Origin of the sequence: Arthrobacter sp. NicSoilC5, from assembly GCF_019977395.1 — a bacterium.
Lineage (GTDB): Bacteria > Actinomycetota > Actinomycetes > Actinomycetales > Micrococcaceae > Arthrobacter.
The window spans coordinates 4,529,240-4,542,764 of sequence record NZ_AP024660.1; the positions used below are offsets into that span (position 1 = coordinate 4,529,240).

At 67.1% G+C, this 13,525-nt stretch carries 13 protein-coding genes; 9 read left to right on the forward strand and 4 right to left on the reverse strand.

What is annotated here, in order from left to right; translation table 11 throughout:
- Positions 1-2: 2 nt before the first annotated feature.
- From LDO22_RS20995 to LDO22_RS21005, 3 genes are all read right to left on the reverse strand, one after another.
- Positions 3-407 carry a DUF4383 domain-containing protein gene (locus tag LDO22_RS20995; RefSeq protein ID WP_159632381.1) on the reverse strand — a complete coding sequence of 135 codons (405 nt, stop codon included), beginning with the start codon at positions 405-407 and terminating at the stop codon, positions 3-5.
- A gap of 146 nt (positions 408-553) precedes the next feature.
- The gene (locus tag LDO22_RS21000; RefSeq protein ID WP_224025565.1) at positions 554-1,099 is read right to left on the reverse strand and encodes a hypothetical protein; all 546 of its coding nucleotides are present in this window, start codon (positions 1,097-1,099) and stop codon (positions 554-556) included.
- A 141-nt stretch (positions 1,100-1,240) separates the two neighbouring features.
- Entirely contained in the window at positions 1,241-1,714 is a 474-nt protein-coding gene (locus LDO22_RS21005) for an Lrp/AsnC family transcriptional regulator (protein WP_224025566.1), read from the reverse strand.
- Positions 1,715-1,907: 193 nt separating this feature from the next.
- Here LDO22_RS21005 and pdhA point away from each other — a divergent pair, with 193 nt between their 5' ends.
- Genes pdhA through LDO22_RS21020 form a run of 3 tightly spaced genes read left to right on the forward strand, consistent with a single transcriptional unit; the run spans position 1,908 to position 5,475 of the window.
- The gene (gene pdhA / locus LDO22_RS21010; RefSeq protein ID WP_224025567.1) at positions 1,908-3,077 is read left to right on the forward strand and encodes a pyruvate dehydrogenase (acetyl-transferring) E1 component subunit alpha; all 1,170 of its coding nucleotides are present in this window, start codon (positions 1,908-1,910) and stop codon (positions 3,075-3,077) included.
- The gene (locus tag LDO22_RS21015) at positions 3,077-4,087 is read left to right on the forward strand and encodes an alpha-ketoacid dehydrogenase subunit beta (protein WP_224025568.1); all 1,011 of its coding nucleotides are present in this window, start codon (positions 3,077-3,079) and stop codon (positions 4,085-4,087) included. The genes pdhA and LDO22_RS21015 overlap by 1 nt, the downstream gene beginning before the upstream one ends.
- Positions 4,084-5,475 carry a dihydrolipoamide acetyltransferase family protein gene (locus tag LDO22_RS21020; protein WP_224025569.1) on the forward strand — a complete coding sequence of 464 codons (1,392 nt, stop codon included), beginning with the start codon at positions 4,084-4,086 and terminating at the stop codon, positions 5,473-5,475. The genes LDO22_RS21015 and LDO22_RS21020 overlap by 4 nt, the downstream gene beginning before the upstream one ends.
- Before the next feature lie 105 nt (positions 5,476-5,580).
- Here the strand turns inward: LDO22_RS21020 and LDO22_RS21025 are convergent, their stop codons facing one another.
- Complete coding sequence (locus LDO22_RS21025; RefSeq protein WP_275966929.1) at positions 5,581-6,264, reverse strand: TetR/AcrR family transcriptional regulator; 684 nt, start codon at positions 6,262-6,264, stop codon at positions 5,581-5,583.
- 146 nt (positions 6,265-6,410) lie between these two features.
- Here LDO22_RS21025 and LDO22_RS21030 point away from each other — a divergent pair, with 146 nt between their 5' ends.
- Genes LDO22_RS21030 through LDO22_RS21055 form a run of 6 tightly spaced genes read left to right on the forward strand, consistent with a single transcriptional unit; the run spans position 6,411 to position 13,523 of the window.
- Positions 6,411-8,018, forward strand: a complete 1,608-nt coding sequence (locus tag LDO22_RS21030; protein ID WP_224025570.1) for a carboxyl transferase domain-containing protein — start codon at positions 6,411-6,413, stop codon at positions 8,016-8,018.
- Positions 8,019-8,049: 31 nt separating this feature from the next.
- Positions 8,050-10,233, forward strand: coding sequence for a biotin carboxylase N-terminal domain-containing protein (locus LDO22_RS21035; protein WP_224027298.1), 2,184 nt, complete (start codon positions 8,050-8,052; stop codon positions 10,231-10,233).
- 2 nt (positions 10,234-10,235) lie between these two features.
- On the forward strand, positions 10,236-11,399 hold the full coding sequence (locus LDO22_RS21040; RefSeq protein ID WP_224025571.1) for an acyl-CoA dehydrogenase family protein: 1,164 nt from the start codon (positions 10,236-10,238) through the stop codon (positions 11,397-11,399).
- 20 nt (positions 11,400-11,419) lie between these two features.
- Positions 11,420-12,184 (forward strand): CoA transferase subunit A, encoded by a 765-nt coding sequence (locus LDO22_RS21045; protein ID WP_224027299.1) that lies wholly within the window; start codon positions 11,420-11,422, stop codon positions 12,182-12,184.
- 2 nt (positions 12,185-12,186) lie between these two features.
- Positions 12,187-12,960 (forward strand): CoA transferase subunit B, encoded by a 774-nt coding sequence (locus LDO22_RS21050; RefSeq protein ID WP_224025572.1) that lies wholly within the window; start codon positions 12,187-12,189, stop codon positions 12,958-12,960.
- Positions 12,957-13,523, forward strand: a complete 567-nt coding sequence (locus tag LDO22_RS21055) for a MaoC family dehydratase (protein ID WP_224025573.1) — start codon at positions 12,957-12,959, stop codon at positions 13,521-13,523. Before LDO22_RS21050 ends, LDO22_RS21055 begins: the two co-directional genes overlap by 4 nt.
- Positions 13,524-13,525: the final 2 nt, after the last annotated feature.

Consider the following 13,525-nt stretch of genomic DNA (forward strand, 5'->3'; position numbering starts at 1 on the left):
TGCTAGGCGCGGGCAGCGGCCGGGGACTTGTCCAGGGACAGGCCCACGCCGAGGAGGAGCACGGCGCTGGCGAGGTGGAGGACGTTGTCGGCACCGTTCAGGGCGATGATGTTCAGCGGCGAATTCAGCAGGAACAGCCCCACGATGCCCACCAGGAGGTAGACGGCGCCGACGGAGGAGTTCACGGTGCGTGCGCTGTCAGTCCCGCGGAGGCCGGCGAAGAGCAGCGCGGCGCCGATGGCCAGGTGGATGACGTTGTGCAGCGGGTTGACCTCGAAGATGATGAGGTTCGCGCCTTCCGTGGCGACGAAACCGACGCCTGACGTTACGGCGAAGCCCAGGAGGCCGACCAGCAGGTAGACGGCTCCGAAAATGGTGGCGACGAGGCGGTTGGGTGAGTTGCGCATGGTCCGAATCCTTCCTTCAGGGCGGGTGGGTTGTCCCGCCGGATGTGGGCCCCGGACGGGGCCCTCGGAAGCGATTCGGATCATTGCCGGGGTCGGATGGGTGAAAAGGTCAGTACCCTTTGCATTTTCCGTCCGGCTGGTCCCGGCTAGGCCGCGGGGCGCAGCTTGATGTTGGTCATCAGCAGCTTGTCGGTGCCCTGGAAGCGGTAGGCCAGGTCAACCTTCTTTCCGGTGCAGCTGATCTGGCCCACCACCTCGGCGGACTTCACGCTGTTATCGGTGGCAACCTTGAGGTTGTTGTATGCCGGCTGGCAGGAACTGTCCATTTCCAGGCTCTTAACGCCGGAGATGAAGGCCTCCTTGGAAAGCTGCTTCTTCAAGTCCGGGTCAAGGTATTCGTCGTAGGCGCCGGACGAATCCCCGGCAATCACCTTCTTGGTGAAATCATCCGCAAGGCCACGTGCCTGGTTGGTGGCGCTTCCCACCACGTTCACCAGGATCACGATGCCGAGGATCACCAGGAGCAGCACCCCGCCAATGCTGCCAAGGATGATCCACAGCTTCCGACGGCTCCGCTGGCGTGGCGGCTCCCCGGGAAGGCCGAACGGCGCGGGCTGCTCCGGCAGCCGGCCAAACTGCTGTGGCGTGAAGCCCGCCTGGCCCTGCCGGTACGGATCCTGGGGACTGCTCAAGGGTGGGCCTTTCGTGGAACAGGCGCTCTGGCGCCGGCGGACTGCCCCGGACCGTCCCGGCCCGGCAGATGACTGGAACAAGCCTATAACCCAGGCCGCCGCCGTCGTGCCTGAAGTGCCGCACCGGGGGTTCCGCTGCTGCTAGCTGCCTTCGGAGCCGCGGTCCAGCAGGGGCTGCAACCGGAAGGGGATCAGCTCGCCCATTGCCAGGGCCGTGTCTGCCCGCTCCACGCCGTCGCACGCCAGGATCTTGCCGTTGATGCGGAAAAGGTCCTCGGCGTCCCTGGCCACCACGCGCAGCAGCAGGTCTGCCGACCCCGTCAGCCCGTAACCCTCCAGGACCTCGGGGATGGCGGCGATTTCCCCGGCAAGCCGCCCGAGTTTCTGCTGCTGGACGTGGACGGAGATGAACGCCATCAGCGGATAGCCCAGTGCCACCGGGTTGAGGCGCCGCTCGAAGGACAGGAAGACGTGCTTCTTTTCCAGTTGGGCCATGCGCGCCTGGACGGTATTGCGGGACAGGCCAAGCTTCTGCGCGAGGGCCACCACGGTACGGCGCGGATCCTGCGCCAACGCCGACAGCAGGCGGGTGTCAGTGCCATCCAAAGCTCGCATAATGCGCAACGCTAGCACGGTGCCGGGGCGCGGGACAGGGCACTTTGCTCAGAAACAGCGGTGGTGGTTGTACCCTCTGGGCATTGTGAGTAGGGTCACAGTATCTGGGGCAATGACGCCCGGAAGGCCGGTGGCGGCAGGGGCCAAAAGCCCGCAAACCACGGGTCAACGACGTTCGAAGGTTGCGGCAATCGTGTCTACAGACCAAACGGGCCATGACGGCGCTAACACCCCCCAAAGCGCAGGGAATCCAGGAGAAACCGGGCCGGAATTCCTTCAGCTGATTACCCCGGCCGGTGAACGGATCAGCCACCCAGAGTTCGATTTCTGGGTCCGGGACATCACCGATGACCAGTTGTGCTCCCTCTTTGAGGACATGACCGTCATCCGGCGGATTGATGTTGAGGCCACAGCCCTGCAGCGGCAGGGGGAGCTGGCCCTCTGGCCCCCGCTCCTGGGCCAGGAGGCGGCCCAGATCGGGTCCGGACGGTCACTGCGCGCAGACGACTTTGTGTTCTCCAGCTACCGCGAGAACGGCGTGGCCTACTGCCGCGGCGTGGACCTGACGGACCTCCTGCGGGTCTGGCGCGGAAACGCCTCCGGCGGCTGGGACCCGTACAGCATCAACATGGCCACCCCGCAGATCATCATTGGCGCCCAGACCCTGCATGCCACCGGCTACGCCATGGGCATCCAGAACGATGGTGCCGATGCCGTGGCCGTCACCTACTTTGGCGACGGTGCCACCAGTGAGGGCGACGTGAACGAGGCCATGGTGTTCGCGGCCAGCTTCCAGGTCCCGGTGGTGTTCTTCTGCACCAACAACCACTGGGCCATCTCCGAGCCCGTGCGCCTGCAGTCCCACATCCAGCTCGCGGACCGCGCCACCGGTTTCGGAATCCCCAGCCTGCGGGTGGACGGCAACGATGTCCTGGCGGTCATGGCCGCCACCAGGCTGGCCCTTGACCGCGCACGGCGCGGCGGCGGCCCCACCTTCATCGAAGCCGTCAGCTACCGCATGGGGCCGCACACCACCGCCGACGACCCCACCCGGTACCGGGACGCCAATGAGCTGGAGGACTGGGCCGCCAAGGACCCCATCAGCAGGCTGGCCGGCCTCCTGGAGCGCAAGGGACTGCTGACCGGGGAGCTGCAGCAGCACGTCAAGGACAAGGCCGACACCGTGGCCGCGCAGATGCGCCGCGGCTGCACCACCATGCCGGAGCCTCAGCCCATGGACATCTTCAAGCATGTCTACAGCACGCCCAATTCCTGGCTGGAACGCCAGCAGGACCACTATGCACGGTATTTGGCCTCCTTCGGCGATCCCGCAGGTGCCGTTTCAGAGGAAGGTGCACGCTGATGACCCAGTTGACCTTTGCCCGCGCCATCAACGCCGGGCTCCGGAAGTCGCTGGAAAACGACTCCAAGGTGGTTCTCCTCGGCGAGGACATCGGCGCCCTGGGCGGTGTGTTCCGCGTGACGGACGGCCTGCAAAAGGACTTCGGAACCCACCGCGTGGTGGATACCCCGCTGGCGGAGTCCGCCATCGTGGGAACCGCCGTCGGCCTGGCTTACCGCGGCTACCGGCCCGTCGTGGAAATACAGTTCGACGGGTTCATCTATCCGGCCTTCGACCAGATCGTCAGCCAGGTTGCCAAGCTGCACTACCGCACCCGTGGGGCCGTCAAAATGCCCATCACCATCAGGGTCCCGTTCGGCGGCGGCATTGGCTCACCGGAGCACCATTCCGAATCCCCGGAAGCCTACTTCACCCATACCTCGGGGCTGCGGGTGGTCACCGTGGCCAACCCCCAGGACGCCTATACGGTCATCCAGCAGGCCATCGCCTGTGACGATCCCGTTCTGTACTTCGAGCCCAAGCGCCGCTACCACGACAAAGGCGAGGTGGACGAGAACGCAGATCCTGCCTCGGCCCTCCCCATGGACAAGGCCCGGGTGCTGACCACCGGCAACGACGTCACGCTCGTTGCCTACGGGCCACTGGTCAAGACCGCCCTGGACGCAGCCTCCGCCGCCGCGGACGAGGGCATCTCCATTGAAGTCATCGACCTGCGCTCGCTGGCCCCCGTGGACTACGAACCGGTGGTGGCCTCGGTGCGCAAGACCGGGCGCCTGGTGGTCACGCACGAGGCTGCCCAGTCCGGCGGGCTGGGAGCGGAAGTGGCGGCCAGCATCACCGAACGGTGCTTCTACCACCTCGAGGCCGCTCCGGTCCGGGTGACGGGGTTCGACATTCCCTACCCCTACTCCAAGCTGGAAATGCACCACCTCCCGGGCCTGGACCGCATCCTGGACGGCGTGGACCGTGCCCTTGGCCGCCCCAATTCCCTGAGTGGACTGGAAGGATGAGCGCCACCATGATCAAGGAATTCCGTCTCCCGGACCTGGGGGAGGGACTTACCGAGTCAGAAATCCTCAGCTGGAAGGTGGACGTTGGCGACACCGTCAGCCTGAACCAGGTCATCGCCGAAGTTGAAACCGCCAAGGCCGTGGTGGAACTGCCGTCACCGTTCGCCGGGGTCATCAAGGAACTTCACGAACAGCCCGGTTCCGTAGTGGAGGTGGGCAAGCCGATCGTCTCCTTCGAAGTTCCGGACGACGCCGGGTCCGCACCTTTGGCGCCGTCGGGCGCCGCGGGCGCGGGGTCCGGGGAGGCTGCGGTGGAAACCCCGAAAAGGGAACCGAACCTTGTGGGGTACGGCGCCGTCGTCGAAGGTTCCGGGCGCCCCACGCGCCGGGCGCGGAACTTTGCCCCGGTGATTGAGGCGGGGGGAACCATGGCCCCGGAGGCCGGCCTGGTCGCGCCTGCAGCTGTCCAACCAGCACCTGTGGAGGGCAAGGCCGCCGAACGTCCCCGGTCCACGCCCCCGGTCCGCAAGCTGGCCAAGGACCTTGGCCTGGACCTCGCCCAGGTTCCCGGGACCGGTCCCGGTGGCCTGATCACGCGGGAGGACGTGCAGGAGTTTTCCGGGCACGCCGCGGAACCTGCCCTGCAGGCGCAGGGGGCCGCGTCCCCAGGTGGAGCCAGGTCGGGGGAGCGGGAGACCCGGACCCCTATTAAGGGGGTACGCAAGCACACCGCTGCCGCGATGGTGCAGAGCGCCTTCACCGCGCCGCATGCCACCGAATTCCTGACCGTGGATGTCACGCCGAGCCTGGAGCTGCTGGCCAAACTCAAGACCAGCAGGGAATTCGCGGGTATCAAGCTCACCCCATTGACGCTCGCCGCCAAAGCCCTCCTGATCGCCCTGCGCCGCAACCCGGCACTGAACTCCCGCTGGGACGAAGAAAACCAGGAGATCGTCACCTTCAATTACGTGAACCTGGGCATCGCCGCCGCTACGCCGCGCGGACTCACGGTTCCGAACATCAAGGACGCCGAGGCCCTCCCGCTCCCGCAGCTGGCCCAGGCGCTCACGGCGCTCGCCGAAACCGCGCGGGCGGGCAAGACCACGCCGGCGGACCTCTCCGGCGGCACCATCTCCATTACCAACATCGGCGTCTTCGGCATCGACGCAGGCACCCCAATCCTCAATCCGGGGGAGGCGGCGATCCTCGGACTGGGGGCGGTCCGGACCATGCCATGGGAATACCGGGGCGAGGTGGCGCTGCGCCAGGTGCTGACGCTGAGCCTGTCCTTCGACCACCGCCTGGTGGACGGGGAGCAAGGCTCCCGGTTCCTGGCGGACGTGGGGGCCATCCTGGCCGAGCCGGGCATGGTGCTCACCATGGTGTAGCGGCTCCTGGCCTGCACATCACCGGCCCCGGCCCGCATAAGCGGTGCTGCCAGGGGCCGGTTGTGCGGGCCGGGGCCGTTCGTGTGGTGACCGGTGCCGGGCGGGTCAGGCCGAGGGTACGGTCAGGGCGGCGAGCGCCATCCGTTCCAGCAAGGGACGCGCGACGCCGGCAGCCATGCGCCTGCCATGGCTGCGGACCGAGTGCGGGGTGGAGTTGATCAGGCCGAATGTGGCATGGGCGCGCATCCGCAGCTCAGCGTGGTCGGTCGCGGGATGGACCTTGGCCAGGACGTCCACCCACACCTCCACGTAGCTGCGCTGCAGTGTGCGTACGGCCAGCTGGTCCTGCTCGGACAGGTTGGTGAAGTCCCGGTCCTGCACCCGGATCACGTCCGGTTTGCCGAGGGCGAAATCCACCTGGAACTCCACCAGCTGACGGAGTGCGGCCTGGGGGTCGGCAGTACGCTCCACCACCTGGCGGCCGCCGTCAAGCAGTTCCTGGCTCACCGTGACCAGCAAGTCAGCCAGGACTGCCTGCTTGCCCGGAAAGTGGCGGTACACCGCAGGTCCGCTGACGCCTGCCGCCGCGCCCAGGTCCTCCAGCGAGACCCGGTTGAAGCCGTTGGCCGCGAACAGCGAGGCAGCAGCGGACAGCAAAGCCTGCCGCCGGTTCTCCTTGGCCCTCCCGCGCTGGGTTGTTGGCGTGGGGGGAGTGGCGGCCTGGGCTGTGGTGGCTTGGACTGCAGGGGCTTGGGCGGCAGGGGCCGGCTGCGCTGTATTGCTGGACACTTTTCCTCCTTGAGCCAGCCCAGAGTCTAGCAACGCGGCGATGTGTTGGACATCACAGTTAATCGAGACTAACCTGAATTTCAGTTATTAGTCACTAACCGAGTTGGCCTGGCGGCCGCCCGGACCCACACAAGGACGGAACGTCGATGGAGACCCTGGCCACCCGGCTCGACCCGGCAAGCGAGTCCTTCCGCACCAACCGGGAAGAGCAGCTCTCGCTCGCCGGGGAGCTGCGGAAGAAGCTGGCGGATGCGGCGCTGGGCGGGCCCCAAAAGTCGCGGGACCGCCACGTGGCCCGGGGCAAGCTCCTGCCGCGGGACCGGATCGACCAACTGCTGGATGACGGCAGCCCCTTCCTGGAAATTGCGCCCCTTGCGGCCAACGGGATGTACGGTGACGACGCACCCGGCGCAGGAGTGATCGCCGGAATCGGCCTGGTGCATGGCCGCCACGTCCTGGTGATCTCCAACGACGCAACCGTCAAGGGCGGAACCTATTACCCCATGACGGTGAAGAAGCACCTCCGCGCCCAGGAGATCGCGTTGGAAAACCGGCTGCCCTGCATCTACCTGGTGGACTCGGGAGGCGCCTTCCTGCCCAAGCAGGACGAGGTGTTCCCGGACAAGGAGCACTTCGGCCGGATCTTCTACAACCAGGCGCGACTCTCGGCGGCCAAGATCCCGCAGCTCGCCGCCGTCATGGGCTCCTGCACGGCGGGCGGAGCCTACGTCCCCGCGATGAGTGACGAGACCGTCATTGTCCGGAACCAGGGCACCATCTTCCTGGGCGGCCCGCCGCTGGTAAAGGCAGCCATCGGGGAAATCGTCACCGCCGAGGAACTGGGCGGCGGAGAGGTGCACTCCCGGGTCTCCGGAGTGACGGACCACCTGGCCGAAAACGACGAACATGCCCTCCAGATCATCAGGGACATCGTTGCCACGCTGCCGCCTCCCGCCGCGCCGGCCTGGCAGGTGGAACCCGCCGTCGAACCGGCAGCGGACCCGGAAGGGCTCTACGGCGCCGTGCCCACGGACGTCAACGCACCTTACGACGTCCACGAAGTCATCGCCCGCCTGGTGGACGGCAGTAAATTCCACGAGTTCAAAAAGGACTACGGCACCACCCTGGTCACGGGATTCGCCCGGATCGATGGACACCCCGTGGGCATCGTGGCCAACAACGGCGTGCTGTTCAGCGAGTCCTCCCTCAAGGGCGCGCACTTCATTGAGCTGTGCGACCAGCGCGGCATCCCGCTGCTGTTCCTGCAGAACATCTCCGGCTTCATGGTGGGCCGGGACGCCGAGCAGGGCGGCATCGCCAAAAACGGGGCCAAGATGGTGACCGCCGTTGCCACAGCCCGCGTCCCCAAGCTGACAGTGGTCATCGGCGGCTCCTTCGGCGCCGGCAACTACTCCATGTGCGGCCGTGCCTACTCGCCGCGGTTCCTGTGGATGTGGCCCGCTGCCCGGATCTCGGTCATGGGCGGCAACCAGGCGGCCGGCGTACTGGCCACCGTGAAGCGGGACCAGTACGAAGCGGCGGGGGAGGAGTGGGCGGCAGAGGACGAGGAAGCCTTCAAAGCGCCCATCCGCCGGCAGTACGAGGACCAGGGCAGTCCCTACTACTCCACCGCCCGGCTGTGGGACGACGGTGTCATCGACCCCGCCGATACGCGCACCGTCCTGGGCCTGGCGCTTGACGTCGTCTCCCGCACCCCCTTGCCGGAGACCTCCTTCGGCCTCTTCCGGATGTGAGCCAGCAATGACCATGCAGACCAATACCGCCATGCACCAAGGCACCACCGGCGCCCAGGCCGGAGAAGCCGGCACCAGGCCCCTCTTCAGCGCCGTCCTGGTGGCCAACCGTGGTGAAATTGCGTGCCGCGTCATCCGCACGCTGCGGCTCCTGGGAATCCGGTCGGTCGCCGTCTACAGCGATGCCGACGCCGGCGCCCGCCACGTGCGCGAGGCTGACACTGCCGTGCGCATTGGCCCCGCCGCGGCAACCGAAAGCTACCTCAGCATCGACGCCATCCTGGCGGCGTGCCGGCAGTCAGGCGCTGACGCGGTCCACCCCGGTTACGGCTTCCTGAGCGAAAATGCGGACTTCGCCCGTGCCCTCGAAAAAGCCGGCATTGCCTTCATCGGTCCCGGCGTGGAAGCCCTGAACGTCATGGGCGACAAGATCCGCGCCAAGAACCACGTGGCAGGGTATGGCGTGCCGGTGGTCCCCGGCGTTGCCAGGCCCGGCATGACGGACAGCGAACTGGTGGACGCTGCTGCCGCCGTCGGCTATCCCCTCCTGATCAAGCCCTCTGCCGGCGGGGGCGGCAAAGGCATGCACGTCGTCGAAAAGCAGGCGGACCTGCCCGCCGCCCTGGCCACCGCACGGCGTGTTGCCGCAGCCGCTTTCGGGGACGACACCCTGTTCCTGGAGCGACTGGTGACCACACCGCGGCATATCGAGGTGCAGGTGCTGGCGGACGGCCACGGCAACGTCATCCACCTCGGCGAACGCGAATGTTCCCTGCAGCGGCGGCACCAGAAAGTCATCGAGGAAGCCCCTTCGCCCCTGCTGGAAAGCCTCCCCAACGGCGCGGACGTCCGTGCGCGGATCGGCGAGGCCGCCTGCAACGCCGCCCGCAGCGTGAACTACACCGGGGCCGGAACCGTGGAGTTCCTGGTCTCGGACAATGCGCCGGATGAGTTCTTCTTCATGGAGATGAACACCCGGCTGCAGGTGGAGCACCCGGTCACGGAGATGGTCACCGGAATCGACCTGGTGGAATGGCAGGTACGGATCGCCTCCGGTGAACCGCTGACCGTCCGGCAGGGTGACGTCAGCCTTTCCGGCCATGCGGTGGAGGCGCGGGTCTACGCCGAGGTGCCGGAGAAGAACTTCCTCCCGTCCACCGGGACGGTCCTCCAGCTGGACGAACTGCCGGACGCAACGGACAGCCGCGTCCGGGTGGATTCATCCCTGGTGGAGGGCCTGGAGCTCTCCGCGAATTACGACCCCATGATCTCGAAGGTGATCGCCTGGGGCACGGACCGCACTGAGGCCCTGGAATCCCTCGACGCGGCGCTGGCCGGCTACACGGCGCTGGGCATTGAGACCAACGTCGAGTACCTGCGGCTCCTGGTCAACGATTCCGACGTCCGCGCCGGGCACCTGGACACCGGGCTGATCGAACGGAAGCAGCCGGCGCTGGAATTCCGGCGCGTCGGCACCCCCGAACTGGTGGCCGCCGCCCTGTACGCCCTCACCCGGGAGGCGCAGGACCACCCCGCGCCGGCCGGCGGACCGTGGCAGGCCCGCAGCGGGTGGCGCCTTGGTGCGCCCGCGCCGCGCCGGATCAGCCTGGGAACGCCCGACGGCGGTGTGGCAACAGTGCAGGTCAGCGGAAGCCCCACCGGCACGGACGCTGCCGTGGTTGCTGTCGACGGCGGCGCCCGGCAGGCCGCGGCGCTGAGCCTGGCGGAGGACGGCAGCGCAGTCCTGACCCTCGGCGGGGAGGCACGGGAGTACCAGGTGGCCGTACCGCCCGGGCAGCCGCTCCAGCTCTTCCTCGGCAACGGCGGCTGGTCCTGCCGGCTGGAACTCCTGACCCGTGAAGCACGGCTGGAACGGGTACTGGCAGCCGTGCAGCGCCAGGAAGGTGCGGCCGACCCCGAGGTGCGCTCGCCGATGCCGGGAACCGTGGTGGCCGTCCCGGTCAGCGACGGGGATGCGGTGGAGGCCGGGGAGGTCCTGGTATCCGTGGAGGCCATGAAGATGGAGCACCACCTGGTGGCCCCCCTTGCAGGAACGGTCCACCTGACCGCCCGCACCGGTGACCTTGTGAAGGCGGATCAGATCCTGGCCACCATCCACCCGCATCCCACCGGCGCGGAACCCGCTTCCAAGGACACCGGCACAGACGCAGACACAGACACAGACACAGACACCCAGCAAGGCGAAGGAGCCTGACCATGACCGGTTTTGAACTTACCGAGGAATACCAGGACCTCAGCGACACCGTTCGCGACTTCGCGGACAACGTGGTGGCCCCGGTCTCCGCCAAGCACGACGAAGAGCACAGCTTCCCCTATGAAGTGGTGAAGCAGATGGCGGAGATGGGCCTGTTCGGGCTGCCGTTCCCGGAGGAGTATGGCGGCATGGGCGGGGACTACTTTGCCCTGGCGCTCGCGCTGGAGCAGCTGGGCCGTGTGGACCAGTCCGTCGCCATCACCCTGGAGGCCGGCGTGTCCCTCGGTGCCATGCCGGTGTACCGGTTCGGCACGGACGCACAGAAACAGGAATGGCTGCCCATGCTGGCGTCCGGCCAGGCGCTCGCCGGGTTCGGGCTCACCGAACCCGAAGCAGGCTCCGACGCCGGCGGCACCAAGACCCACGCCCGGCGGGAGGGCGGCCACTGGGTCATCAACGGCAACAAGGAGTTCATCACCAACTCCGGAACCGACATCACCCGGTTGGTCACCGTCACGGCGGTTACCGGGCAAAAGGAGCGCGAAGACGGGTCCATCCAAAAAGAGATTTCCACCATCCTGGTACCCACCGACACACCCGGCTTCAAGGCCGAAAAGCCCTACAACAAGGTGGGCTGGAACGCCTCGGACACCCACCCCCTCACCCTGAAGGACGTCCGGGTGCCGGAGGAAAACCTGCTGGGCGCCGAGGGGCGCGGCTACGCCAACTTCCTGTCCATCCTGGACGAGGGCCGGATCGCCATCGCCGCACTGGCCACCGGTGCCGCCCAGGGCTGCGTCGACCTGTCCGTCAAATACGCCCGCGAGCGCCGGGCGTTCGGCCACGAAATCGGCAAGTACCAGGCCATTTCGTTCAAGATCGCCCGGATGGAAGCGCGGGCGCACACGGCCCGCCTGGCCTACTACGACGCGGCCGCAAGGATGCTGGCCGGCAAGCCGTTCAAGACCCAGGCGGCCATCGCTAAGATGGTCGCAGGCGAGGCGGCCATGGACAATGCGCGGGATGCCACCCAGGTGTTCGGCGGCTATGGCTTCATCAACGAGTTCACCGTGGCACGCCACTACCGCGACTCCAAGATCCTTGAAGTGGGGGAGGGCACCACGGAGGTCCAGCTGATGCTGATCGCCCGCGAACTGGGACTCTAGCCGGCCCGAAAGGATCAATGATGATTGACAAGGTTGTTGCCAGTGCAGACCAAGCCGTTGCGGACATCCCCGACGGCGCGTCGCTGGCCGTGGGCGGGTTCGGGCTCTGCGGAATTCCGGTGGCCCTGATCGACGCCCTCCACCGGGCCGGCACCTCGGGGCTGGAAACCGTCAGCAACAACTGCGGCGTGGATGACTGGGGGCTCGGCATCCTGCTCCGTGACGGCCGCATCCGCCGCACCATCAGCTCCTACGTTGGCGAGAACAAGGAGTTCGCCCGCCAGTACCTGGCCGGCGAGCTCGAGGTGGTGCTCACCCCGCAGGGCACGCTGGCGGAAAAACTGCGGGCCGGTGGGGCCGGGATTCCGGCGTTCTACACCAAGGCAGGGGTCGGCACGCAGGTGTCCGACGGCGGCCTGCCGCAGAAGTACGACGCCAACGGCGGGATCGCGGTTGCTTCCGCCCCGAAGGAAGTGCGCTCCTTCGGGGGAGTGGACTACGTCCTGGAAGAGTCACTCACACCTGACTTCGGGTTGGTGCACGCGTGGAAGGGCGACCGGCACGGCAACCTGGTCTTCCACGCCACCGCCATGAACTTCAACCCGCTGTGCGCCATGGCAGGGCGCATCACCATCGCCGAGGTGGAGGAACTTGTGGAGCCCGGCGAACTGGACCCCGAACATATCCACACCCCCGGGATTTTCGTCCAGCGGGTGGTCCTGGCCCAGGACGGGGAAAAACGGATCGAAAAGCGGACGGTGGCACTCAACCAGGCAGGAGCATGACCATGGATCCCAACAGCCCCGAAGCGCCCCGGCCCGAAGCCGTACGCCCGGAATACCGGCGGGCCGGTTCCCGGCAGTATTCCGGCCCCGGTGACTCCACATCGGCGGAAACCAAAGGCTGGACCCGCAACGAACTCGCGGCACGCGTAGCCAGGGAACTCCGCAACGGCCAGTACGTGAATTTGGGCATCGGGATGCCCACCCTGATCCCCAACTACATCCCGGCGGGCGTGGAAGTGGTGCTGCACTCCGAGAACGGGATCCTCGGCGTCGGGCCCTACCCCACAGAGGATGCCATCGATCCCGACCTGATCAACGCCGGCAAGGAGACCGTCACCGTCAACAGGGGAGCGGCGTTCTTCGACTCGGCCACGTCCTTCGGCATGATCCGCGGCGGCCACGTTGACGTGGCCGTGCTCGGCGCCATGGAGGTGGCCGCCAACGGTGACCTGGCCAACTGGATGATCCCGGGAAAGATGGTCAAGGGCATGGGCGGGGCCATGGACCTGGTGTTCGGGGCCAAGCGCGTGATCGTGATGATGGAACACGTCGACCGCAACGGCAACCCCAAGATCGTCCAGGAATGCTCGCTCCCGCTGACCGGGAAGGGCTGCGTGGACCGGATCATCACGGACCTGGCCGTCATCGACGTCGTCCGGGACGGCAGCGGATCGCGGCTGGTCCTGAGCGAACTGGCCCCCAACGTCTCCGTGGAGGATGTAGTGGCCGCCACCGGTGCGGACCTGTTTGAGGAAGACCGGGAACTCACCGTATGACCGGCAGCAACCCCACGGACGGCAACCCCGCGGACCGTAAACCCACGGAAGACGGCGGCCGGCGGGTCATCGAGCAGCGCGGGCTGTACTTCGACGAACTTGAGGACGGCCTGGTGTATGCGCACCGTCCGGGCCGGACGGTGACGGAGACGGACAACGTCCTCTTCAGCACCCTGACCATGAACACCCAGGCGCTGCACCTGGACGCCGCCTGGAGCGCCGGCCAGCCCTTTGGGCAGCGGCTCATGAACTCCATGTTCACCCTGGCCACCATGGTGGGCCAGTCCGTCACCCAGCTGACCCAGGGGACCATCATCGCCCAGCTGGGCCTGACGGACGTTTCCTTCCCGCACCCGCTGTATCACGGGGACACGCTGTATACGGAGACAGTCGTCACCGGCAGGAGGCTTTCGGCCTCACGCCCGGGCCAGGGCATCGTTACCATGGAGCACACCGGCCGCAACCAGGACGGCGCCGTGGTGGCACGTGCCACCCGCAGTTGCCTGATGTGGACCCGGGAGGCACATCAGAACGCGCAGAGCAGCCAAAACGTCGGAGAATAGCC

What these genes read in the sequence shown, in the direction of transcription:
- LDO22_RS21005 (WP_224025566.1), bottom strand. Translation starts at nt 1,714, where the DNA reads ATGCGAGCTTTGGATGGCACTGACACCCGCCTGCTGTCGGCGTTGGCG.
- LDO22_RS20995 (WP_159632381.1), bottom strand. Translation starts at nt 407, where the DNA reads ATGCGCAACTCACCCAACCGCCTCGTCGCCACCATTTTCGGAGCCGTC.
- LDO22_RS21020 (WP_224025569.1), top strand. Translation starts at nt 4,084, where the DNA reads ATGAGCGCCACCATGATCAAGGAATTCCGTCTCCCGGACCTGGGGGAG.
- LDO22_RS21050 (WP_224025572.1), top strand. Translation starts at nt 12,187, where the DNA reads ATGGATCCCAACAGCCCCGAAGCGCCCCGGCCCGAAGCCGTACGCCCG.
- LDO22_RS21015 (WP_224025568.1), top strand. Translation starts at nt 3,077, where the DNA reads ATGACCCAGTTGACCTTTGCCCGCGCCATCAACGCCGGGCTCCGGAAG.
- LDO22_RS21045 (WP_224027299.1), top strand. Translation starts at nt 11,420, where the DNA reads ATGATTGACAAGGTTGTTGCCAGTGCAGACCAAGCCGTTGCGGACATC.
- LDO22_RS21055 (WP_224025573.1), top strand. Translation starts at nt 12,957, where the DNA reads ATGACCGGCAGCAACCCCACGGACGGCAACCCCGCGGACCGTAAACCC.
- LDO22_RS21040 (WP_224025571.1), top strand. Translation starts at nt 10,236, where the DNA reads ATGACCGGTTTTGAACTTACCGAGGAATACCAGGACCTCAGCGACACC.
- LDO22_RS21035 (WP_224027298.1), top strand. Translation starts at nt 8,050, where the DNA reads ATGCACCAAGGCACCACCGGCGCCCAGGCCGGAGAAGCCGGCACCAGG.
- LDO22_RS21030 (WP_224025570.1), top strand. Translation starts at nt 6,411, where the DNA reads ATGGAGACCCTGGCCACCCGGCTCGACCCGGCAAGCGAGTCCTTCCGC.